Origin of the sequence: Erythrobacter westpacificensis (assembly GCF_039542285.1) — a bacterium.
GTDB lineage: Bacteria > Pseudomonadota > Alphaproteobacteria > Sphingomonadales > Sphingomonadaceae > Alteraurantiacibacter > Alteraurantiacibacter westpacificensis.
In genome coordinates this window covers 23,951-46,550 of record NZ_BAABHV010000008.1, presented here as the reverse complement: position 1 = coordinate 46,550, position 22,600 = coordinate 23,951, and the positions used below count along the sequence as shown (strand labels likewise).

Here is a 22,600-nt window from a genome sequence, read left to right as displayed (position 1 = left end):
CGGGCCTAGTCCGTATTCTCTTCCGGCGCGGGAACCTCCCCCCGCATTCCCGGAACGGCACGCGCCGCGTCTGCAGGGTCTATGCCCGGTGCAGGCGCGGCGCTGATCGTTTCGCGCCTGCGTACCACGCGGCCCGCGCGCTGCACGGCACGGACGAGGCGCGGATAGACACCGCAACGGCACAGGTTCGGGATCGCTTCCCTGATCTGCGCCTCGGTCGGGTCCGGGTTGCTGCGCAGCAGGCTGGCCGCCGCAATGGCAATGCCCGGCGTGCAGAACCCGCACTGGATCGCCTGTTCCGCCACCAGCGCCTGCTGCACCGGGTGCGAACGATCTCGCGACAAGCCCTCGATCGTGGTGATGAAGCGGCCCTCGGCCTCGCCGATGGTGACGAGGCAACTGCGCAGCGCTTCCCCGTCCACCAGCACCATGCAGGCGCCGCAGTCCCCTACGCCGCAGCCATATTTGGTGCCCGTCAGGTTGGCCGCATCGCGCAGAGCGTGCAGCAGCGGGGTGTCGGGGTCCATGTCGAAATCGACCGGACGCTCGTTCACCGTCATGGCTGTCATGGGGAGGGTTTACTCGTCAGTTGCGCCAGCTGGGATCAATCGTGTCGATCTTGCGCGTCCAGGCCTGGAAGTCCAGCTTGCCGAAGTCGTCCGTCAACTGTTTGTCGCGGTCGCGCTGGTGCTGTTCGACCACTTCGGGGGGCACGATGATCGGTGCGCCCATGGCCGATGTCTTCACCTGCACCTCGCACGCACGCTGGAGCATGTAGTAAAGCAGGAACATCTCGTAGATCGTGCGTCCCATCACGACGGGGCCGTGGTTCTTCAGCATCAGGATCTGATTGTTCCCGGCGTTGCGCACCAGACGCTCGCCTTCCTCCGAACGGACCGTAATGCCTTCGAAGTCGTGATAGCCGATGGCGCCCTCGAAAAAGCACGAATAGAAATTGCTCGCCTGCAAACCGCCCTCGGTGGAGCAGACGGCCATGGTATCGGGCGTGTGCGTGTGCACGATGGCATGGGCGTGCGGCAGGTTTTTATGGAACACGCTGTGCTGGGTGAAACCGGCCAGGTTCACAGGGTACGGATTGTCGCCCACCTTGTTGCCGTCCTCGTCGATCTTGACGAGGTTGGATGCCGTCACTTCTTCCCACAGCAGGCCGTAGGGGTTGATGAGGAAGTGGTTTTCGGTGCCCGGAACGCGCAGGGTGATGTGGTTGTAGATGCTCTCGCACCAGCCGAGGTGCGCGAAGATACGATAGGCGGCAGCAAGGTCCAGTCGCGCCTGCCATTCTTCGGGGCTGCAATCCATCTGCGGCTTCAACTGCGTGGCCATCGCTTTTCTCCCTTTATTCGTGCGCTCCCATAGCACCGCTAGATTGACTTTGTCACAGGTCTTGGCAAACCCCAAGGCAAGCCGCGCAAAAGCGGCACGGGAGAGGATTGTTACAAAAATGGCCACGCAGCAGGCACATTCGCTGGGCGCAGAGCAGCAAACAGGCAACTGGGTTACAAATTCACCCGCCTATCAGACATTGCTGGTCCTGCTGCTCAGCCTGAATTTCGGGATCGTCTTCTTCGACAGGCAGGCGCTCAACGCGCTGATGCCTTTCGTGCAGCCAGACCTGCAATTGTCGCAGACCGAGATCGGCCTCTTGGCAGGGGGCCTCTCCTTCAGCTGGGCGATCGCGGCGTTCTTCGTGGGGCGCCTGTCGGATAGCCTCGGCAAGCGCAAGATCCTGCTGGTTATCGCCACCATTGCGTTCTCGCTGTGCAGCTTCCTTTCCGGCCTTGCCACCAGCTTCCTGTTCCTGTTCGCAGCCCGCCTGTTGATGGGCGCGGCGGAAGGCGGCGTGATGCCGATCAGCCATGCAATGGTGGCATCGGAAGTGAACCCGGAACGACGTGGTCTGGCGCAGGGCGTGGCGCAGAACCTTGGCTCCAACCTATTGGGCAGCTTTGCAGCACCGGTGGTGCTGGTGGCCTTTGCCACGGCGTTCAGCTGGCGCGAGGCATTCTACCTCGCCGCCCTGCCCGGTCTCGTCTCCGCAGCGATGATCTGGTTCATGCTGCGCGAGCCGGAACCTGCCGCCGAAGTCACCGCGCAAGTGGGCGAGGCTGGCGATCACCATTCCAGCATCGGTTTCCTCGAAGCGCTGAAGGTCCGCAATATGTGGATCTGCGTGGTCGTGGGCGTACTGCTGGTCGCGCACTTCGTCATCACCTGGGCCTTCATGCCCAACTTCCTCGTCCAGACGCGCGGGATGGACGCATTCTCGATGAGCTGGCTGGTCGGCTCATTGGGCATCGCCGCGGCGATCTACAGCTTCGTTGTCGCGGGCATTTCCGACAAGATCGGCCGCAAACCGGTTATGGTGTTCCTGCCCTTCCTCTCGCTGATCGGGCCGCTCGGCGTGATCTACCTCGACCCTGCGGCATTCGCCGGCAGCGGCCTCCTGGGGCTTTCCGGTTATGCCACGGTGCTGATCCCGATCTTCTTCATCGGCTGGATGGTGAACGGTGTCTTCCCGATCTTCATGGCGACGATCCCGTCCGAAAGCTTCAAGCCGATCCACCACGCCACCGTGCTGGGTCTGGCGATGGGCAGTTGCGAGGTACTGGGCGGCGTTCTCGGTCCGCCGCTCGCGGGCGTGCTCAACGACGCGTATGGCCCGGAAACCTTCCTCTATGTCCTCATGGGGCTGGCCGTGGTCAGCGGCTTTGTCGCGATGGGCCTGAAGGAAACCGCACCCGCCGCCCTGCGCCGCCGCGGCGAAGTGGCTCAGCCAGCGTAAGGTAAGCGACAATGTCCGATCCCGTACTTGCCGAACTGATCGCCGGGCTTCGCGCAGGCGGACCGGACCTTGCCGCCGATCCCGCCACCCTGCGCCCCGATTACGAGGCGCTGTTCGCCACCATGCCGGTTGCGGACGACCTCGCCATCGAACAGGTCGATCTCGACGGCGTGTCCGCCCTGCGGGTGGCTACGCCCGGCAGCGATACGGGCAAGGCCATCCTCTACCTGCACGGCGGCGGCTACGTGGTGGGCAGCGCGCAGGGTTATCGCGGCCTTGCGGGAGAGGTTTCCCGCGCCGCCGGAATGCCCGCGATGGTGCTCGACTATCGCCTAGCGCCGGAACACCCCTTCCCTGCCGCTGTGGACGATGCCGTGGCCGCCTACCGTGCGCTGGTGGCGGGCGGGACCAAGCCGGCCAATATCGTTCTTGCCGGTGATTCCGCAGGCGGAGGGCTGGCGCTTGCCGCTCTGCTGAAATTGCGCGACGAAGGCGATGCCCTGCCCGCCGCTGCGTTGCTGATCTCGCCGTGGGCCGATGCCACCTGTACGGCAAGCTCGCTGACCAGCAAGGCGGCCGAAGACCCCTCTTTGACAAAGCACGGTCTCGATGTGTGCGCGCACCGCTATCTCGGCGGCAGCCCTGCCTCCGATCCGCTTGCCTCGCCTGCCAAGGCAGACCTTTCCGGCCTGCCGCCGCTGCTGGTGCAGGTCGGCTCGATAGAGATCCTGCTGGACGATGCGCTGGCGATCGCCGCCAGCGCCGCTGCCGCTGGCACCATGGTGCGGCTGGAGGTCCATCCCGGCCTTCCCCACGTGTTCCACGCCTTTCACTTCATGCTTCCGCAGGCGAAAGCCGCGCTGGACGATGCGGGCGCCTTCCTTGCGGGGCACGCATCGTGAGCGAGGCGCGGACCCTCGACGCGCTGATCGTCGGAGCAGGGTTCGCAGGCCTCTACATGCTGCACAAGCTGCGGCAGGACGGTTTCACCGCGCAGGTGGTGGAGAAAGGCAGCGGCGTTGGCGGCACATGGTTCTGGAACCGCTATCCCGGCGCGCGCTGCGACATTCCCAGCATCGAATACAGCTACAGCTTCGATGCCGAACTGGAGGCCGAATGGCGCTGGAGCGAACGCTACGCCGCCCAGCCGGAAATCCTGCGTTACCTGGAACACGTGGCCGAGCGGTTCGATCTTATGCGCGACATTGCGCTGGAAACGCTCGTCACCTCGGCACGCTGGGACGAGGGAAAAGGCCGCTGGCTGGTCGAAACCGACGGCGGCGATGCCTTCGACGTGCAATTCCTGATCCTCGCGACCGGTGCCCTGTCCGAACCCAAACAGCCCGACATTCCCGGCCTCGAGAACTTCGAGGGGCAGGTGCTGCACTCGGCCATGTGGGACGACGGCGCGGACCTGGCGGGGAAGAACGTCTGCCATTTCGGCACTGGCTCCACCGGCATCCAGGTGGTGGGCGAGGTGGCCAAGGCCGCGAAACAGCTCACCGTCTTCCAGCGGACCCCCAACTTCGCCGTGCCTGCGGGCAACCACCCGCTGCCGGAGGACTATCTCGAAGACCTGCTGCCCCGGTATCCCGAACTACGGGAGAGGGCACGCACATCTCCGCTCGGCTGGTTCCACGGCGCATGGGAAGGCAGCGCCAAGGCCGACGATGCCGAGGCGCGCGAGGAGCGGCTGGAAAAGGCTTGGAAGGCAGGCACCACCGGCCTGTTGCAAGCATACGAAGACCTGTTGTTCGACGAGGAATCGAACAGCTACGCCGCCGATTTCGCCCGGCGCAAGATCGCCGAGCTGGTCGACAACCCGGAAAAAGCGCGAAAGCTGACCCCGCACGGCTACCCGATTGGATCGCGCCGCCTGTGCACCGAGGTCAATTTCTACGAAGCGATGAACCGCGACAACGTGGCGCTGGTGGACGTGCGCGAAGAGCCTGTCGTCACCGTCACCGCCCATTCGGTGAGAACCGACAAGGGCGAGTATCCTGCCGATGTCATCATCCTGGCCACGGGCTTTGACGCCTGCGTGGGCGCGATCAAGGCGATCGACATTCGCGGCCGCGATGGACGCTCCATCCGCGATGAATGGGACAACGGCCCGCGCGCCTACCTCGGCCTTGCTGTCGAGGGCTTTCCCAACATGTTCACCATCACCGGCCCCGGCAGCCCGTCGGTCCTGTCAAACGTGGTCGTCTCCATCGAACAGCACGTGGAATGGGTGGCGCGCTGCATGGTCGACATGCGCGATGCCGGACAGCCGGTGATCGAGGCCACGACCGAGGCCGAAACCGCATGGATGGAGCACGCACACGAAGTCGCTCATTCCACCCTCTTCCCCCGCGCCAACAGCTGGTATCAGGGCCAAACGAAGGACGGGCGGCAGGTGTTCATGCCCTACGTCGGCGGCGTGGGTGCCTACCGTGCAAAGTGCGAGGAGATCGCCGCCAATGGTTACGAAGGTTTCGTACTGCGCGGAACTGACGAAATGCAGCAGAAAGACGCGGTCGCTTAATAACGTCCGTTAGGATAAGATACGAACAACGCGAGTCCCGACAAAGCGGGACCGGACAATCGAAGGAGAGTACCAATGGCCACCCAAATGAAAGCACCGCCTTCCACCAAGGGCGAAATCGTCGATGTAGGCTACGCCTACAAGCACCTTGTCGACCGGGTCAGCCCCGGCGGCCGTTACATCGACGCGGAAACCGATGTCGACAGCCCCTGGGTTCCCTTCGGCGATAGTGCTGCGATCAAGCACCTTGCCTTCGATGTACGGCAGGGCATTTTCTCCAACATCCTCTGGATGAAAGGCCCGGGCGTCATCGGCACGCACCTGCATCGCGGCACGATCGTGATGGTCTGCCTGGAGGGCACGGTGCGATATCTCGAGTACGACTGGGTGGCGACGAAGGGCGGACTGATTCTGGAAGTTCCGGGCGAATCGCACACGCTCGTCACCGAACACCCCGACGGCTGCAAGCTGTTCGGCTGGATGCAGGGTCCGATCGAGTTCTACGACGACAACGCCAATCTTATCGAGACGGCGGACGTGTGGTGGATGATGAACCACTACGAAGAGTACTGCCGAGAGCAGGGCATTCCCATCAACGAAAAGCTCTACGTCTGATTGAATGCGCCGCCTTCGCCGGGCGGCGCACAATTCCCCGCACGAGGATTGATATGGCAACCCAGGAAAAACCCAAACTCGGCGCGAAGACCGCTGCCGAAGCCGGCGCATTCAAGATCGTCAATGTGCCCGAAACCTACAAGCACGTGATCGACACCTATGTGCGCGATGGCACCTATGTCTCCACCGACGAGGCGGAAAGCCCGTGGGTGCCTTTCGGCGACAATGCCGCCATCCGGCACCTGGCATTCGACATCCGCAACAACGTCTACGCCAACGTGCTGTGGATCAAGGAAAAGGGCGTGATCGGCACGCACAAGCACCGCGGCATGGTGTGGGCGATCGGGCTGGAAGGCAGCTTTCGCTACCTCGAATACGACTGGGTCTGCCGTCCGGGCGATTTCATCACCGAATTCCCCGGCCACGCACACACCCTCGTTACCGACGAGCCCGACGGCATGAAGGCGTTTTTCTGGATGCAGGGCGCCAACGAGTTCTACGACGAGAACGGCGAACACGTGGAGACGCTGGACGTGTGGTGGTTCATCAACCACTACGAAAGCTACTGCAAGGAACAGGGCATACCGATCAACCGTCAGTTGTATCTGTAATCAGGACAATTTCCCCGGATCGTCGGTTCGGGGCTGACGAGAGAGGAATACCATGTCTGATACCCCCGGAACGCTCGACCAGTTCGACATCAAGGGCCGTTCGGCGCTCGTGACGGGCGCTGCCAGCGGCATCGGCCTCGCCTATGCCGAAGCCATGGCCGAGGCGGGCGCAAAGGTGACGATCACCGATATCGATGCCGAGGGTGCCGCGCGCGAGGCGGACCGGCTATCGCACGAGGGATACGAGGTGCGCTGGGACACCGTCGACGTGTCCGACCTCGAACAGGTGGCCCGCGCTTTCGACCATCACGTGAAAGCCTACGGCGGCTGCGACATTGCCTTTGCCAATGCCGGCCTCGACGTGGGCGACGGGTTCTGGAGCCCGGAGGACAAGCGCCATCCCGATGGCCAGATCGACGTCTATTCCAAGGACAAGTGGGACAAGTCCATCGCCATCAACCTGACGGGCGTGTTCCACACCGTGCGCGAGGCCGCGCGGGTGATGAAGGCGAACGAGGCCAACGGCTATCGCCGGGGCGGTTCCATCGTCATCACGTCTTCCAACGCGGCGGAAGTGAACGAGGCCATCGTCGGCGTGCCCTACATGGCGGCAAAGGCCGGCGTGAAGCATTTCATGCGTCACTCCGCCTACGAACTCGCCGCATTCGGCATCCGCGTGAACGCCATCGCGCCCGGCCCCTTCGTCACCAACATCGGCGATGGCTGGGTGAAGAAGAACCCCAAGGCAAAAGAGGCCTGGGACAAGCTGGTGCCCGTGGGCCGCATGGCAGAAACCTACCAGATCAAGCCGCTCGCCCTGCTGCTGGCGAGCGACGCGGGCAGCTACATGACGGGCGCCCACGTGATGATCGATGGAGGCATGCAGCTTGGCCCGATCAAGCCATTGAACGACTAGCCGGCGCTCGTTACGAGTGCATTTGACAATGTGTAAATTTCTGGAGAAACGATGACCACCTCCGCACGCGCCGCCATCTGCCGTGGCAATTCCGAACCCTTCAAGATCGAGGACGTGGAACTGGACAATCTGCGCCCTGACGAACTGCGCATTCGCGTGGTCGCTTGCGGTGTGTGCCATACCGACATGGCCGTGCGGGACGAGCAGCTCCCCGTCCCCCATCCCGTCGTGCTGGGCCACGAGGGCGCCGGCATCGTGGAAGAGGTGGGCAGCGCGGTTACGGTCGCCAAGCCGGGCGACCGCGTGGTGATGAGCTTCAATTCCTGCGGCGAATGCCCCAGCTGCTCCATCGACGCGCCGACCTATTGCTACAATTTCTTTCCGCACAACTGGAGCGGCAAGCGCGCCGATGGCTCGCCCGTGATGTTCAAGGACGGCGAGCCGATGAACGCGAATTTCTTCGGCCAGTCCAGCTTCGCCACCCATGCCATCGCGCACGAGGCGAACACGGTGAAGATCGCCGAAAGTGCCGCCGATATCCCGCTGGAGCGCATCGCCCCCATCGGTTGCGGCCTGATGACCGGCGCGGGTGCGGTGCTGCGCTCGATGAAAGTGCGCAAGGGCATGCCGATCGCCGTCTTCGGTGCGGGCACGGTAGGCATGGCAGCGATCATGGCGGCCAAGATCGCAGGTGCGAACCCCATCATCGCCGTCGACGTGAACGACAAGCGGCTGGAACTGGCGAAGGAACTGGGCGCGACCCACGCCTTCAACGGCAAGGACGGCGCGATGGACAAGATCCGCGAGCTGGTGCCGCAGGGCCTTGGCTACGCCTTCGACACGACCGGCATCAACACGCTGATCCAGGAGGCATGGGGCCTGCTGGCCCCGATGGGCATCTGCGGTATCGTCGGCGCGTCCGACCCGTCCGACAACCTCACCTTCAACGAAGCCGAGTTCATGGGCGGCGGCCGCCGCGTGATGGGCATCCTCGGCGGTGACAGCGATGTCGGCCCGTTCCTCAACGAACTGCTGGACTACCACGTGAAAGGCCAGTTCCCGTTCGAGAAGCTGATCGGCTATTTCGATTTCGACCAGATCAACGAGGCGATCCACGCCAGCGAGGACGGCAGCGTGGTGAAGCCTGTGCTGCGCATCTCGGCGGAGTAACCGAAGGAAAGGCAGCAAAAAGGGGAGGGAAGAAATGCTGAAATAAATGGTTGCCGGCCTGGCGCTGGCCTTTGCTTCCCCCGCCCTTGCGGACGATCACGACGAGCCGCCGCTGCGGGTGGAAGTCCTGCGCACCAGTGCGGGCTCGCTGCACGTCAATTCCGCGCTCATCATGGGGGAGCGGGACGCCGTACTGGTCGACCCGCCCTTCACTCTCGCCGACGCGCACCGCGTGGCGGCGATGGTGCTGGATAGCGGCAAGAACCTCACGCACATTTTCGTTACCCACGACCATCCCGATCACTTCTTCGCGATGGAGGTGCTGGAGGAAGCCTTCCCTGAAGCAGAGATCGTCGCACACGAGACGGTGGTGGCCGATATCTGGCGCTCCCTGCCGTTCAAGGTGGAACGCTGGAGCCCTATGCTGGCCGAGAACGGCCCCGCCTATCCCAGTGCGCCCCACGCGCTGTCGAGTGACACGATAATGCTGGAGGGCCACGAACTGCGCGTGCTCGGCCCGATGCAGGGCGACCATCGCAATTCCACCGCTTTGTGGGTGCCGGAAATCCGCGCCCTGCTGCCGGGAGACCTCGTCTTCAACGAAGTTCACCTGTGGCTGGGCGAGCATGACCAAGAGGCCGTTGCCGCCTGGCGCGCAAGCATGGACGCGCTGGAAGAATTGCAGCCCGAGATCGTCGTTGCCGGTCACGCGAGGCCCGGCCTGCCAGACGACATCAGCGGGATTGCGTTCACCTACCGCTATCTCGACGCGTGGCCGGGGCTGGTTGCCGATGCCGCCGATTCCGACGACCTGCAGGCGAAGGTGCGCGCGGCCTTCCCCACCACGATTGACGTGCTGGATGATTTCATCCTCGTCAATTCCACCGAAGTCGCCATGGGCGAACAACCGATCTGGACCGAATAGACACGATGAAAGCCGTTACCTTCCAGGAACTGCACCAGCCGCTCGCCTTCGAGGACGTGCCCGATCCCACGCCCGGCGAAGGCGAACTGGTGGTCGAGGTGGGCCGCTGCGGCATCTGCGGCAGTGATCTGCACATGACCGAGGACGCCGCTTACGGCTGCAAGCACGGCGATATCCTCGGCCACGAATTCGCGGGCGAAGTGGTTGCGCTGGGCAAGGATACAAAGGGCCACAAGGTCGGCGACCTCGTTTCCGTGATCCCGCTGATGAGCTGTGGCGAATGCGAACATTGCCGCAAGGGCACCGTGCAATGGTGCGAGAAATTCGGCCTGCAGGGCGGCGGCTACGCGCAATACGCCGTCACCCGCCCCAACCAGTGCGTGCCTTTGCCGAGCGACCTAACGCTGGCCGACGGCGCGATCATCGAGCCGCTGGCCGTGGCGCTGCACGGTATCAACCTCTCGGGAATGAAAACGGGCGACAGGGTGCTGGTTCTGGGCGCCGGTCCCATCGGCCTTGCCGTCGCCTTCTGGGCGAAGCGCTTCGGTGCAGGAAAAGTGGCGGTGCAGGACATTGCCACTTTCCAGCAGGGCCGCGCGCTTGAAATGGGCGCGGACGTCTTCGTGGTCGATCCCGAAAGCCCCGTCGAAAGCGCGAAGCAGGGTCTGGGCGGAGAGGCCGATATCGTTTTCGAATGTGTCGGCATCCCCGGCCTGATCGACCAGTCGGTGCAGCAGGTCCGCCCCGACGGCACCATCGTGCTGCTGGGGCTGTGCACGAAGCCCGACACGCTCAACACTTTCGTGATGCTGTCGAAGCAGGTGAAGCTGGTGACGAGCGCATTCTTCACCGTGCCGGAATACGAAGCCGCGCTTGCCGCGCTCGATGCGGGCGCCCTCGCCCCGCGCCTGCTGGTGACGGACACCATCAGCCTGTCGGAAACCCCGGACGTTTTCGAGAGCCTGAAGAAGCGCACCGATCAGTGCAAGGTGTTGATCGCGCCCTGAGGGGGGCTTAGGGCCATGTTGCCGCTGGACGGCTGACTACCACTTAGGGGCCCATGGCGAGCGAAGCAGAAAACCTCGACGCACCGGAAAATCCGCGCGCGAAGCTGGTGCGCGGCTCCATTGCCGGTCATCTCGTCAAGCAAACCACGCCTGCCATCGTCGGCGTCGCCGCGATCATGTCCGTCGGCGTGATCGATGCCTATTTCATCGGCCAGCTCGGGGCGAACGAGCTGGCGGCGATCAGCTTCATTTTCCCGGTCATCACCGCGCTCCAGAGCCTCGGCGTAGGCGTGATGGTGGGGATCAATTCCGTGGTCAGCCGCGCGCTGGGTGAAGGCGATGACGAGCGGGCCTTGGCCCGCGCGAACCTCGGCCTGATGCTGGGCTTGGCCGCCGGGATTACGCTTGGCCTCCTGCTGTTCGTGCTGCGCCAGCCGCTGTTCCAGCTGATGCAGGCGGACGCCGAAATACTGCCGCTGATCGATCAGTACCTGAAGCCCTACGCCTTCGGTTTCGTCCTGATGATGACCATGATGGGCGCGAACGGCGTGCTGCGCGGGCAAGGCGCGGCCAAGAGCAACACGGCCGTGCTTGTGATCTACTCCATCGCCAACTGGATACTCGACCCGATCCTGATCACCGGTGCCTTCGGGATCGAGGGCTTCGGCGTTGCGGGCGCGGCCTATGCCACCATCGGGGGCTGGATCGTCGGCATCGTCGCGGCTTTCTGGCTGCTGGAACGGCACGACCTGCCATTCCGCCCATCGGCTGTGAAGAACTGCCGCATCGGTGTGCAGCTCAAGGCGCTCACCCGCGTCGCCGGGCCTGCGGCCTTCACCAATTCGATCAACCCGGCAGGGCTTGCAATCCTCACCTCTCTGCTGGCGGCGGAGGGCACGGCTGCCGTCGCAGGGTTCGGGGCGGGTGGCCGCCTGCAAAGTTTCGCCGTGGTGCCGTTGCTGGCGCTGTCCGGTTCCATCGGCGCAATCGTCGGCCAGAACTGGGGCGCGCGCCAGTACGGCAGGGCACGCCGCGCGCTGGTGCAGGCAGGGCTGTTCTGCATGGGTTACGGGCTGGCCGCAGCGCTCGTTCTCTACACGTCGAGGGAGTGGTTCGCCGAACTCTTCAGCGACGAGGCGCAAACGCTAGAAGCGACGAGCGCCTATCTCGCGATCTCTGTCTGGGGGTATGCCGGATACGGCGTGCTGATCGTGGTCAACGGTGCGCTCAACGCGATAGACAGGGCCAGCAACGCGCTAGCCCTCTCGATCAGCCGTGTGATGCTGGTGATGGTGCCGTTCGCCTGGCTGCTGCGCGGCGCGCTCGGCACCGAGGCCGTCTATCTGGCGGAACTGGCGGCGAACCTGCTGGGCGGCCTTGCCGCCGCAGCGATCGCGTGGTGGGTGTTGTGGAAGCGCCCCGGCGAAAAAGCCGCCGGGGACGCTTGAAGCAGAGCCTTTAGTCCAGCGGGCGGCTGGATCCGAAGAACAGCGCCTGGCTGATCGCCGCGCGCACCGTGTCTTCCTGGAAAGGCTTGGTGATGAGGTAGGTCGGCTCCGGACGGTCGCCCGTGAGCAGGCGTTCCGGGTAGGCGGTGATGAAGATCACCGGCACCGACTGGATGGCGAGAATATCGTCCACCGCATCGAGGCCCGAGGAACCGTCGGCCAGCTGGATGTCGGCAAGCACGAGGCCCGGCGTCTTGTCGGCCACCACGTCCTGCGCCTGCGTGCGGGTTGCCGCCGTGCCGCAGATCTCGTGGCCGAGCGACTTTACCAGGTCTTCCAGCTGCATGGAGATCAGCGGCTCGTCCTCGATGATGAGAACGCTCGTCGCGCTCTCGCGCTCGATCTCGGCGATAGCCTCGCGAACCAGTTCCTCGACGTCGTCCGCGCTCATGTCCATGATCTCGGCCGCCTCCTCGGTCGAGAAATCCTCGACCGTGGTGAGCAGCAGCGCCTGGCGGTTGACCGGCGTGATCCGCTTCAGCTGGTCCTGCGCGGCGATTTCGTGGGTGCTGCCCACGGATTCGGCGCTTTCCACTTCCATGTAGGCGCTGGACCAGACCTTGTTGAATGTCTTGTAAAGAGGAACGCGTCCGCCACGCAGGCTGTCGGCAACGCTTTCGTCCGCGAGGGCAGCCTCCAGCGTGGCCTGGACAAACGCATCGCCGGTCGACTGCGAGCCCGTGAGAGCGCGCGCGTAGCGGCGGAGAAACGGCAGGTGTGCAGCAACTTCGGCACCAATACTCATAGAAACCCTTCCCGATTGTAGGTGTCACGTGAACGCGCTCGATGCGCTTGGGTTCCAAGTGGCACCTTCAACGCGATATTCCACCCGTGAATGACCCGCGCTCAATGACAGTCGGAATTCGTTTTTCAAACCCGCTCAAACATTTTTTCGATTTTTTTTGGAGGCGCGGGGAACCGCTTTTCGCGGCGGTCATTTAGTCCATGTCACCGCCGAGACCCCCCTCCCGTCCAAGCGGCTGGTGATACGATCCCAAGAGGCCTCCGATCACAGATCGGGGGCCTTTTTTTCGTCATTCTCACGAAAGACAAGACAATAGCTCACGCGCTGCGCCTGCCTATGGCGCGCAGTGGGCTGACTCGGCGTTGTCGGAGTGCCGCTCAGCGCAGCAGGCGGGAGAACAGGCCGCGCTTGCGCCCGGCCGCCATCACCTCGACCAACTGGTCGGGATCGTACGGCTTCTCGAATACCGGGCCCATCTGGGCGATTTCCTTGGGAATGTCGCCGGGCGAGCCGGTGGAAAAGGCAATCCAGGGCCGCTTTGGGCCAAGCAGGTCGACCAGTTCTGCAAGCGCCCAGCCATCGTCGCGGTCGGCCAGGTGCACGTCCAGCACGATGGCATCGAGCTTCCCGCCGTCTTCCAGCTGCTCCATCGTCGATTGCATGGTGTGGCAGATGATCACTTCCTCGGCTCCGCCACGCAGCAGCGCATCCTCCAGCGACATCGCGAGGATGGCATCGTCTTCCACCAGCAGCACGCGACCAAGCTTTGGTAGCTTGCGCGGCTTGCCGGAACGGGTGCTGGATACGGCAGTCTTGCTCATTGGCCTCCGAGGGGGTGCTGGCGATCCGGATTTCGGATGCGACCTTGTCGAGGCAACGCCGCGTCACCTCGCCAAGTTCCCCGTCAGCAAACAGACGGGATCAAAGGTCCTTGTGGTAGAGCCGGTATTCGCGATTGACCTTCGCCCCGATGGCATCGGCAATGGCGACCATCCCCTGGTTGTCCTCCAGGATCCAGCCGACCTCTGCCCTCTCGGCATCGAACCGGCCCACCGAATAGCGGCGGATGTACTCGATCATCATGAAAGCCAGCTGGCTGGCCATTCGGCTGTTCTGATATTTCGGGATCACGCCCATCAGCGGCACGCGCCAGTTCAGAGAGTCGGGATTGCGCAGCCACCACAGCAGCTTGAGCCAGTTGAACGGGAAGAGCTTGCCGCCGTAGTCCTTGAGCTTCAGGTTGATATCGGGCCACGACAGCATGAAAGCGGCGGGCTCCCCGTCGACGAAAGCGATCATGTTCGCGCCCTGCTTCGTCAGCGGTTTCAGCTTGTTGGAGGCATAGACCTTCTCCGCCTCGGTAAAGGGGACGTAGCCCCAGTTGGTGGACCAGGCGGAATTGAGGATATCCATGCAGATCGCGGCATCATCCTCGAAATTCTTGGTATCGACCATGCGCACATGGATGCGGCTGGATTTTTCGCCCGATGCCACGATCCGGTCGATCAGCGGCGGGAAGCCGTCCTCGATCCTCAGATCGTAGGTCAGCAGCCGCTTCGCCGTCTCGTAACCCTGGGCCTCGACCCAGCCCTGGTACGCCGCGTTGTGATGACCCATCATGATCATCGGCGGATGATCGTGTCCCTTCGTGAGGAGGCCCGGTTCGTCCCAGACAGAAAGGCTCATCGGCGCCAGCACCCGTGTCATGCCCTGCTCGCGCAGCCACTCTTCCGCGCGGGCGATCAGCGCGGCCATCACGGCTTCGTCGGCGGCCTCCATCAGGCCCCAGTTGCCCGTTCCCGGGCCGCTGCCCTGCTCGGGCGGCTGCGCCAGCGCAAGTTCGTCGTAATGCGCGGAAATGCGGCCAACCACCTCCCCTCCGCGCCGAGCCAGGAACAGCTGTACCTTGGCGTGTTCGAAAAACGGGTTCTTCTTCGGATCGAGCAATTCGCGCACTTCCATGCGCAGCGGCGGAACCCAGTTGGGATCACCCTTGTTCAGCTCAAAAGCAATTTCGATGAATGCATCGAGGTCGCCCTTGCCGGAAACCGGGGCAATATCTATCTTCTGGCTCACACACTTGGCCTTTCGTTCATATCGCGTTCGCTCTTGATATGCATTAAGGCCCTGTCAAGTAATCTGGCTCAAGAGACCTTGGCCACCTGCGTCGGAGCATAGACCCCGGCCATCGCCCTTATCGACAATTTGCAGTATAGAGCCGCCCCATGGAAGCGACGAGCAACATTCCCGAGCAAGACAGCGCCGCTGCCCCCGTGCAGCGCAGGCGCGTGCACGCCCAGATCCCCGACGACAAGGCGATGCTGCGCGCCGCTGCCGAACTTACGCGCGACATCAACACGGCTCGCCCGGAAATCTACTGGCCGGACATGATCGTCTCCGCCCTGGTTGGCTACGCCACCATGGCCGGTGCCATCCTGGTGGAAAGCACCTGGCTCGCCGTCGCGCTGGGAATCGTATCGGTCTTCGCGCTCTACCGGGCGCTGCTGTTCATTCACGAGATCAGCCACCTGCACCGCGACGCCCTGCCGGGCTTTCGCACCGGGTGGAACCTGCTGGTAGGCATTCCGCTGCTCACGCCCAGCCTGATGTACGAGAACGTGCACACGCTGCACCACGCGCGCACCAAGTACGGCACGATCGAGGACCCGGAATACATGCCGCTGGCGCTGATGAAGCCGTGGAGCCTGCCGCTGTTCGTGCTGGTCGCCGCGCTCGCGCCCATCGCGCTGATCGTGCGCTGGGGCATCATCGCGCCCATCGGCCTGATCGTGCCGCCCCTGCGCCGCTTTGCGTGGGAACGACTTTCTGCGCTTTCGATCAATCCCTCGTTCCGTCGCCGCCCGGCAGAAGACAAGGAACGCGGCTGGTTCCTGTTCCAGCAGGTCGGCGCAAGCCTGTGGGCGATGTTCCTGATCTCCACGCCATTCTGGCTGGGCTGGCGCCCGCTGCTGATCGCTGCGGCCATCACTGCCGCCGTCGCTGTGTTCAATCAGCTTCGCACGCTGGTGGCGCACCTGTGGGAGAACGACGGCGAGGCGATGACCGTGACCGCGCAGTATCTCGACAGCGTCAACGTGCCCAGCTTTATCGCAGGCATCTGGGCGCCGGTAGGCCTGCGCTATCACGCGCTGCACCACCTCGTACCGTCCATGCCCTACCACTCGCTGCACGAGGCGCATAAGCGCATCTCGGCTAAGCTGGGCGATACTTCCACCTTTGCCGAGGCGAGCCATCCGGGGATGATCCCGCTTGTCGGACGCATCGCGCGCAGCACGATGGGTCGGCGCGAAGGCTAGACCCTAGTCCAGTTCGCAAATCATCGCGCACCGCCGCTCGGGTGGAAGGCCCGCTTCTGCTGCGGCCTCCAGCCCGGCAGCGAGGCGCGGATGATCGTCCAGTACATCAACCACCGTGAAGCCATGCCGAGCATAGAACGGCGCATGAAAGGCGATATCGCGGAAGGTGTGCAGCGTGATGGCCCGGAAGCCTGCGTTACGCGCGTCGATCTGCAAGGCGCGCAATAGGGTGGCACCTATCCCGCGCCGCTGGAATGCGCGGGCGACGCTCAGTTCGTGAAGGTGCAATTCGCGTCCGGCAGGCCGCGCGGCGGCGAAACCCACGACGTTGCCTTCGCTGGTGACGGACAGGCTCTGGCGCTGGGCAATAATGGCGCGATACTCCTGCGCCGAGCGCGGAGCGGGCATGGTGATATCCTCCAGCAACGGCTCTGTGAGGAACAGGCGCGCGGCGTCTTCCTCGACTTCCGTAAATTGTTCGGCATCTTCGGGGCGCGCAAGGCGCAGGGACCAGTCGGCAGCGGTCATTCCTCGGTGCGGACCAGGACAGTCTCACCCACCAGCAGGAACAGAAAGAACGGCGCCCATGCCGCCAAGAGCGGCGGGTAGCCGCCAAAACTGCCCATCGCGAGTGCCGCGTTGTCGACCACGAAGTAGGCAAAGCCCAGCGCCATGCCGATCACTGCGCGGGCGAACAGCTTGCCGGAACGCGCCAGGCCGAAACCGGCTACCGCGCCCAGCAGCGGCATGAGGACGGCAGAAAGCGGTCCGGAAATCTTGTGCCACCACTTGGCTTCCAGTTCGCCCGTCCGGCGACCGGCGCCCTGCAACGCCTCGATACTTTCGGAAAGGCTGGCAAGCGGCTGTGCATCCGGATCGACGCGGCGCAGTTCGACCTGCGCGATCTCCACGCCGGGCGCGACGGTGATGCTGTCGATCGCCTGCGTCTGCGCGCTCGCCACGGTGAATGCGGAAGCATCCTCCAGCAACCAACCGGGAGACGCGAACGTGGCGCGATCGGCCGTGATCTGACGGGTGATCATGCCGCCATCGTCCCGCTCGTAGAACGTGACATCGGTCATCACCGTGTCGGCACCCCGGCCCGAAAGCGTGCTGCCCATCAACACGTCGTTGCCATCGTTGAAATAGACGTTGCTGCGCGCTTCCCGGTCCTCGGGGATGGCGGCGTATTCCACGTCTTCCCACACTTTCAGCGTAGCCGTAGCGCGGGTGACGATGCGTTCGTTGAAGGCGAAGGAAATGACCGCCACTACCATGCCGATCAGCAGCAGCGGCGCGAGGATCTGGTGCGCCGAGAGACCGGCGGCCTTCATCGAGATCACTTCGGAATTCTGGTTCAGCCCGGCCAGCGTGATGATCGTGGCCAATAGCACCGAGTAGGGCAGGAACCGCGCGACGAGCTGCGGTGCGCGCAAGCTGGCGTAGAGCCATACTTCGGCATCCCCGTTCCCCGGCACGGCGAGGATGTCCCCCGTCTTGCCCAGCATGTCGAGTGCCAGCAGCACCAGCACCAGCATGGCGAGCACCGCCACGATGCGCACGGCGAACATCTTCGCCAGGTAGATCGTCAGTGTGCGCGAGGGGAAGAAATCAAGCAGCACCTGACGCAGCCTCCTGCCGTTGCATGTCCCCGTCCTGCTGGCCGTGCAGGTCCTCTTCGGGCACCAGTCCCCGCAACTTGTCGCGCCCGATTAGCTTCTTGAGGCGGCGGGCGATCTTGGAATAGAAGCTCTCGAGGAACCCGATGGCCTGACCACCGGGAACGAAGGCGACCTGGTAATACATCCAGCTGATGAGCACGAAGAGCACGGCGAAGGGCCCCCACAAGGCAAGGAAGGGGTCGATCCGGCCGATTTCCGCCACCTCGGATCCGTACTGGTTGATCTTGTGATAGGCGACCACGATCACGATGGAAAGGAACACGCCCAGTGCCGATGTGCTGCGCTTGGGCGGCACGGCCAACGCCACGGCGAGGAACGGCAGCATCAGCATCATCACGACTTCGACCATCCGGTAGTTGAAGTTCGCCTGGCTGCCGACGCGTTCCTCTGCCGTGCTGTCAGGGCTCCAGCCGATTTCCAGCAGTTCGGGCAGGACATACTCGCGCTCGTCCTCTCCGCGGGCGCGGAATTCCTCTATGGCGGGCAGGTCTATCGGCAGGTCGTGCCGGCTGAAGCTGAGGACGCGCGGACTACCCTCAGCCACGTCGTGCACGATCACCCCGTCCACCAGCCGCAGGATGATGGTGTTGCGATCTTCCCGATTGGCAAGGAAGCGCCCCTCGCGCGCGGAGATGGAAAGCACCTGTCCGGCATCGTCCGCCACGCGAGCGAAGATGCCCATCAGCTGGCGTCCTTCGTCCTCGCTTTCCTCGATCCGCAGGGCCATGCGGTCCTCGATCGTGTTGAACTCGCCCACCTTGATCGATGCGCCCAGCGCGCCGGAGCGAAGCTCGAACTCCATTTCCTCGTAAGCAAAGCGCGCCTGCGGCTGGATGAAGCCGACGATGGCGAAATTCAGCGCGACGAGGGCGAAGGTGATGAGGAACGGGACGCGCAGCAGCCGGGTGTAGGACCAGCCCACCGCGCGCATCACGTCCAGCTCGCTGGAAATGGCCAGCTTGCGGAAGGCGAACAGGATACCAAGCAACAGTCCCAACGGAATGGCGAGCCCGGCATATTCCGGCACGAGGTTAAGCAGCATCTCGAATACGATGCTGATCGGTCCGCCTTCCACGCTGACAAAATCGAACAGGCGCAGCATCTTTTCCAGCAACAGCAGGCTGGCCGCCAGCACGAATACGCCGATCATCGGCACGATGACGAGCCGGAAGATGTAGCGGTCTGTAGCGGTGATAAAGCGGGACACGTGCCAGTTTGACGCTGCGAAAGGATTAGGGTTTCCGCGCCTTAGCGAGAAAACCTGCCGGGGTCATGTGTTGAATTGTACAGGCTTTGGCCGGGGGCGAGCGGTTGCTCAGGCCTTTTCCAGCGTGCATTGCAACGGGTGCTGGTTCTCGCGCGCGAAATCCATCACCTGGTTCACCTTGGTTTCCGCCACCTCGTAGGGAAAGATGCCGCAAACGCCCACACCTCGCTGGTGGACGTGCAGCATGACGCGGGTCGCCTGCTCCAGGTCCATGCGGAAAAAGCGCTTCAGAACCATCACGACGAACTCCATCGGGGTATAGTCGTCGTTCAGCATCAGCACCTTGTACTGGCTGGGCTTTTTCGGCTTTGCGCGAGTCTTGGTGGCAACGCCGACCTGGCCCTCGCCGTCGCCAACGCCGCCTTCGTCGCCATCCTCGTCGGCGGCGACAACGGCCCAGCCATGGGCGCTCGGAAGGGGATCGGTGCGGGTCATTTCCTGCGCGAATATCGTATCGAATGTGCTGGCTGCAAGTCCGGCGTTAGAATTTCGCGGCATTGCCGGGTCTTCGGCCCCAGACAGCATTCGGGCCGGACAGCGTCGCTGCCCGGCCCGTCAACTGATCGCCGTGGGAGAGGAGAGGTTTCGGCGATCGGTAACCTGTGAGAGCCGTCAGGCGACCTTCGACATCTTTTCGGCGGCCACGTTCATGCGCGCCGACAGCGGAGCGGCGACGTCGTTGGCCATCTTCATGGTCGCGTCGGTCGTCTTGGACGACATGGCGACCATCGCGTCGAAGTTACGGCGCATGATCTTGCCCTGCAGCTGGAACAGCTCGGTCGGGCTCTTGATGCTGGCCATGTCCTTGATATCGGCAGTGGCGGTTTCGTAAGCCAGCTTGGCTTCGTCGGCCATGGTCTGGCCCATGCCCTGCAGCGATTCGGTGAAGACCTTGCCGGTCTCGACCATCGCTTCGACGTTGCCCTTGGCGAAATCGGTCATCTCGCCCATGGCTTCGGCGCTCTTGTCATAGGCGGCCTGGGTGCGGGCCTGCATTTCGTTGACCGCTTCGGTCATCGTTTCGGTGATCTGCTTGCTGTAATCGAAGTTCGGGGTTGCCATGATTTTTTCCTTGAGCTGGGTAACTGTGGGTTCGGACTTGGCGCTCGCAGCGGCCTTAGTCCGGGCCTTGGGAGCGGGGGTCTTCTTCGCCACCGGCTTCTTTACCGGAGCGGCTTTCTTGGGCGCCGCCTTCTTGGCGGCGCGCTTCTTCGGTGCTGCCTTCTTGGCAGCAACCGGAGCCTTCTTGGCGGGGGCAGCCGTCTTCCCCTCGACCGCTGCCGGCTTGGCAGCGGCGGCGGGCGCCTTTTCGGCTGTGTCTTCGGTCGTGGACGCTGACTCGGCCATAAATCCTCGCTTGTGTCTCATCACATTCGTTCGAGATCACGGACTACCGCGACCTCTTGTTGCAATGCACAAATAGCCCTTCGCAAGCGCGAAGTCAAGGAAATATGTTGCAGTGCACAACGGCGCAGAATCGGGCGCCTCCGGGTGCCCGATCCGACCTAGCGCATCTTGACGTAGCGCCCCGGTGCGTCCTCGATTGCGGGATTGGCCTTGCTGCCCGGCTTGCGCCGGCCCGTTGCCTTCACCCGGGTGTCGTTCAGAGAAGCAAGCCACTGCGCCCAGTCCGGCCACCAGCTACCGGGATGCTCGGTCGCGCCTCCGATGAATTCTTCGAGCGAGGAAAACTCGCCGTCGTTGGTCCAGTACTGGTACTTGTTCGCAGCGGGCGGATTGACGACACCCGCGATGTGACCGCTGCCCGCCAGCACGAAGCGGTTGGGGCCGGAAAAATGCTTCAGCGCCTCGAACACGCTTTCCGGCGGAGCGATATGGTCCTCACGCCCGGCCTGGATGTAGGTGGGGCACGCGATGCGCCGCAGGTCTATCGAAGTGCCGTCCGCGCCAAGCGCATCGGGTTCCACCAACAGGTTGTCGCGATAGAGGTCGCGCAGGTACGCCGCGTGCCACTTTGCCGGGAGGTTGGTGACATCGCCGTTCCAAAACAGCAGGTCGAAGGCCGGATAGTCCTCTCCCAGCAGGTAGTGGTTGACCACGTAGTTCCAGATGAGGTCGCTGCCACGCAGCATGTTGAACGTCGCCGCCAGGTATCGCCCGTCGAGGTAGCCCCCCTTGCTGGCCTGCCGGATGAATTCCAGCTTGCCCTCGTCCACAAACAGCTTGAGCTCGCCCGCGTGCCGGAAATCCACCTGCGCGGTAAAGAATGTGGCGCTCTTAACCTTGTCGGCCTCGCCCCGGCGCGCCAGCACGGCAAGCGTCGCCGCCAACGTCGTCCCGGCCACGCAATAGCCGATCGTATGCACGCTCGGCACTTTCATCCTTTCGCGAACGAAGTCGATCGCCTCGATCTGAGCGAGGATATAGTCATCCCAGTCGATGTGGGTGAGGCTCTCATCCGCCGATTTCCAGCTTACCATGAAAACCGAAATGCCCTGGTCCAACGCCCAGCGAACGAAGCTCTTCTTCTCGTTCAGGTCGAGGATGTAGAACCGGTTGATCCACGGTGGGAAGATCAACAGCGGCACTTCCAGCACCTCGTCGGTGGTGGGCGTGTAGTGGATGACCTGGAACAGCTCGGTCTCGTGGATCACCTTGCCGGGCGTCGTGGCGATATTCTCGCCCACCACGAACTTGCTGGTGTCCGTATGGGTCAGCTGGCCCCGCTCTAGGTCCTGTGTCAGGCGTTCCAAGCCGCGCACCAGGTTTTCGCCCTGGGTTTCCATGGTGCGCTCCAGCACCACGGGGTTCATCATGGGATAGTTGGCCGGGCTCATGGCGTCGAGCACGCCCTTGGTCGCAAAGCGCAGGTTCTCCCGATCTTCCTCCGAAAGCCCCTCCGCCGTGTCCACGCTTTTCGAAAGCCGTTCCGCGAACAGCAGGTAGGTCTGGTGGATCAGCGCAAAGACCGGCTGCTCGCGCCACTTCGGATCGGCGAACCGTCTATCCTTGAAAGGCAGCTGCGCACCGTCTTCGCCATCCTCCTCCTTAGAATACTGCGACAGCACATCATTCCAGAGCTGCAACCCGTCGGTCCACAGCTTCTGCTGCGCTTCGGCATCCAGCAGCGGGTTGGCAGCGGACCATTTCCGCAGTGCTTCCATCCAGCTCGCCGGATCGCTCAGCAGCGGAGCGCCCCGTTGTTCGGGCGGCAGGCAGAATTGCAGCCAGGTCTTCTGGAACTCCATCATCGCCTCGCCCATTGCATCGATGGCCGTTTCGTCCGGCACGGAATGGGCGGCCTGCGGCGCGAAAGTCTGCATCATCTGCCGGGCAGCTTCGCCCTGCGCCCGCAGCATCTCGGTGAAAATATCGGCAGCTTCCTCGCCGCTTTTTGGATCTTTTGCCATGTCGGGGCCCTTGTAAGGGTAATTATGAGAAATTGGGAGGGGAAGCGCCCTCATTGCAACGCCAGGCACTTTGCTGCGTTGCGCTTGCAACACCTTTGCGCCAGATAGGCCCCACAGAAACCCGGTTGAACCCAAG

Annotated in this window: 22 protein-coding genes; 11 read left to right on the top strand and 11 right to left on the bottom strand. The window is 63.4% G+C overall.

Translation table 11 applies throughout. From position 1 onward, the window contains the following. Positions 1-5: 5 nt before the first annotated feature. Together ABFX23_RS04360 and ABFX23_RS04355 are read right to left on the bottom strand one after the other, a co-directional pair. The gene (locus ABFX23_RS04360) at positions 6-569 is read right to left on the bottom strand and encodes a (2Fe-2S)-binding protein (protein WP_346031896.1); all 564 of its coding nucleotides are present in this window, start codon (positions 567-569) and stop codon (positions 6-8) included. Positions 570-585: 16 nt separating this feature from the next. Next, positions 586-1,344 (bottom strand): class II aldolase/adducin family protein, encoded by a 759-nt coding sequence (locus ABFX23_RS04355; protein WP_346031895.1) that lies wholly within the window; start codon positions 1,342-1,344, stop codon positions 586-588. 118 nt (positions 1,345-1,462) lie between these two features. Here ABFX23_RS04355 and ABFX23_RS04350 point away from each other — a divergent pair, with 118 nt between their 5' ends. The 10 genes from ABFX23_RS04350 (at position 1,463) to ABFX23_RS04305 (ending at position 12,022) form a co-directional block, all read left to right on the top strand. After that, positions 1,463-2,803, top strand: coding sequence for an MFS transporter (locus ABFX23_RS04350; RefSeq protein WP_346031894.1), 1,341 nt, complete (start codon positions 1,463-1,465; stop codon positions 2,801-2,803). Positions 2,804-2,814: 11 nt separating this feature from the next. Continuing rightward, positions 2,815-3,705, top strand: coding sequence for an alpha/beta hydrolase fold domain-containing protein (locus ABFX23_RS04345; protein WP_346031893.1), 891 nt, complete (start codon positions 2,815-2,817; stop codon positions 3,703-3,705). Continuing rightward, entirely contained in the window at positions 3,702-5,330 is a 1,629-nt protein-coding gene (locus tag ABFX23_RS04340; RefSeq protein ID WP_346031892.1) for a flavin-containing monooxygenase, read from the top strand. The genes ABFX23_RS04345 and ABFX23_RS04340 overlap by 4 nt, the downstream gene beginning before the upstream one ends. 75 nt (positions 5,331-5,405) lie before the next feature. Beyond that, complete coding sequence (locus ABFX23_RS04335) at positions 5,406-5,945, top strand: 2,4'-dihydroxyacetophenone dioxygenase family protein (protein WP_346031891.1); 540 nt, start codon at positions 5,406-5,408, stop codon at positions 5,943-5,945. A 53-nt stretch (positions 5,946-5,998) separates the two neighbouring features. Beyond that, a complete protein-coding gene (locus ABFX23_RS04330; protein WP_346031890.1) occupies positions 5,999-6,556 on the top strand; it encodes a 2,4'-dihydroxyacetophenone dioxygenase family protein in 558 nt (185 codons plus the stop codon). Between the two features lie 52 nt (positions 6,557-6,608). Further along, a complete protein-coding gene (locus ABFX23_RS04325; protein ID WP_346031889.1) occupies positions 6,609-7,472 on the top strand; it encodes an SDR family NAD(P)-dependent oxidoreductase in 864 nt (287 codons plus the stop codon). A 51-nt stretch (positions 7,473-7,523) separates the two neighbouring features. After that, complete coding sequence (locus ABFX23_RS04320; protein WP_346031888.1) at positions 7,524-8,642, top strand: NAD(P)-dependent alcohol dehydrogenase; 1,119 nt, start codon at positions 7,524-7,526, stop codon at positions 8,640-8,642. A 46-nt stretch (positions 8,643-8,688) separates the two neighbouring features. Further along, entirely contained in the window at positions 8,689-9,567 is an 879-nt protein-coding gene (locus tag ABFX23_RS04315) for an MBL fold metallo-hydrolase (RefSeq protein ID WP_346031887.1), read from the top strand. Between the two features lie 5 nt (positions 9,568-9,572). Then, on the top strand, positions 9,573-10,574 hold the full coding sequence (locus ABFX23_RS04310) for an alcohol dehydrogenase catalytic domain-containing protein (protein WP_346031886.1): 1,002 nt from the start codon (positions 9,573-9,575) through the stop codon (positions 10,572-10,574). A gap of 53 nt (positions 10,575-10,627) precedes the next feature. Continuing rightward, a complete protein-coding gene (locus ABFX23_RS04305) occupies positions 10,628-12,022 on the top strand; it encodes an MATE family efflux transporter (protein ID WP_346031885.1) in 1,395 nt (464 codons plus the stop codon). A gap of 10 nt (positions 12,023-12,032) precedes the next feature. Here ABFX23_RS04305 and ABFX23_RS04300 read toward each other — a convergent pair whose 3' ends face one another. The 3 genes from ABFX23_RS04300 to ABFX23_RS04290 form a co-directional block, all read right to left on the bottom strand. Continuing rightward, positions 12,033-12,827, bottom strand: coding sequence for a response regulator (locus tag ABFX23_RS04300; protein ID WP_346031884.1), 795 nt, complete (start codon positions 12,825-12,827; stop codon positions 12,033-12,035). 377 nt (positions 12,828-13,204) lie between these two features. Then, entirely contained in the window at positions 13,205-13,648 is a 444-nt protein-coding gene (locus tag ABFX23_RS04295; RefSeq protein WP_346031883.1) for a response regulator, read from the bottom strand. 100 nt (positions 13,649-13,748) lie between these two features. Then, entirely contained in the window at positions 13,749-14,903 is a 1,155-nt protein-coding gene (locus tag ABFX23_RS04290) for an N-acetyltransferase (protein ID WP_346031882.1), read from the bottom strand. Positions 14,904-15,052: 149 nt separating this feature from the next. Between ABFX23_RS04290 and ABFX23_RS04285 the strand changes: the two genes are divergently transcribed. Next, positions 15,053-16,144 carry a fatty acid desaturase family protein gene (locus ABFX23_RS04285; RefSeq protein ID WP_346031881.1) on the top strand — a complete coding sequence of 364 codons (1,092 nt, stop codon included), beginning with the start codon at positions 15,053-15,055 and terminating at the stop codon, positions 16,142-16,144. Between the two features lie 3 nt (positions 16,145-16,147). On the opposite strand, the gene ABFX23_RS04280 is transcribed toward ABFX23_RS04285, so the two are convergent. From ABFX23_RS04280 to ABFX23_RS04255, 6 genes are all read right to left on the bottom strand, one after another. Further along, the gene (locus ABFX23_RS04280; protein WP_346031880.1) at positions 16,148-16,672 is read right to left on the bottom strand and encodes a GNAT family N-acetyltransferase; all 525 of its coding nucleotides are present in this window, start codon (positions 16,670-16,672) and stop codon (positions 16,148-16,150) included. Continuing rightward, the gene (gene lptG / locus ABFX23_RS04275) at positions 16,669-17,766 is read right to left on the bottom strand and encodes an LPS export ABC transporter permease LptG (RefSeq protein WP_346031879.1); all 1,098 of its coding nucleotides are present in this window, start codon (positions 17,764-17,766) and stop codon (positions 16,669-16,671) included. Before lptG ends, ABFX23_RS04280 begins: the two co-directional genes overlap by 4 nt. Then, on the bottom strand, positions 17,756-19,033 hold the full coding sequence (locus tag ABFX23_RS04270) for an LptF/LptG family permease (protein WP_428831645.1): 1,278 nt from the start codon (positions 19,031-19,033) through the stop codon (positions 17,756-17,758). The genes lptG and ABFX23_RS04270 overlap by 11 nt, the downstream gene beginning before the upstream one ends. 108 nt (positions 19,034-19,141) lie before the next feature. Beyond that, on the bottom strand, positions 19,142-19,528 hold the full coding sequence (clpS, locus tag ABFX23_RS04265; RefSeq protein WP_346031945.1) for an ATP-dependent Clp protease adapter ClpS: 387 nt from the start codon (positions 19,526-19,528) through the stop codon (positions 19,142-19,144). Positions 19,529-19,705: 177 nt separating this feature from the next. Then, entirely contained in the window at positions 19,706-20,440 is a 735-nt protein-coding gene (locus tag ABFX23_RS04260) for a phasin family protein (protein WP_346031878.1), read from the bottom strand. A 158-nt stretch (positions 20,441-20,598) separates the two neighbouring features. Then, a complete protein-coding gene (locus ABFX23_RS04255; RefSeq protein ID WP_346031877.1) occupies positions 20,599-22,464 on the bottom strand; it encodes a PHA/PHB synthase family protein in 1,866 nt (621 codons plus the stop codon). Positions 22,465-22,600 lie beyond the last annotated feature (136 nt).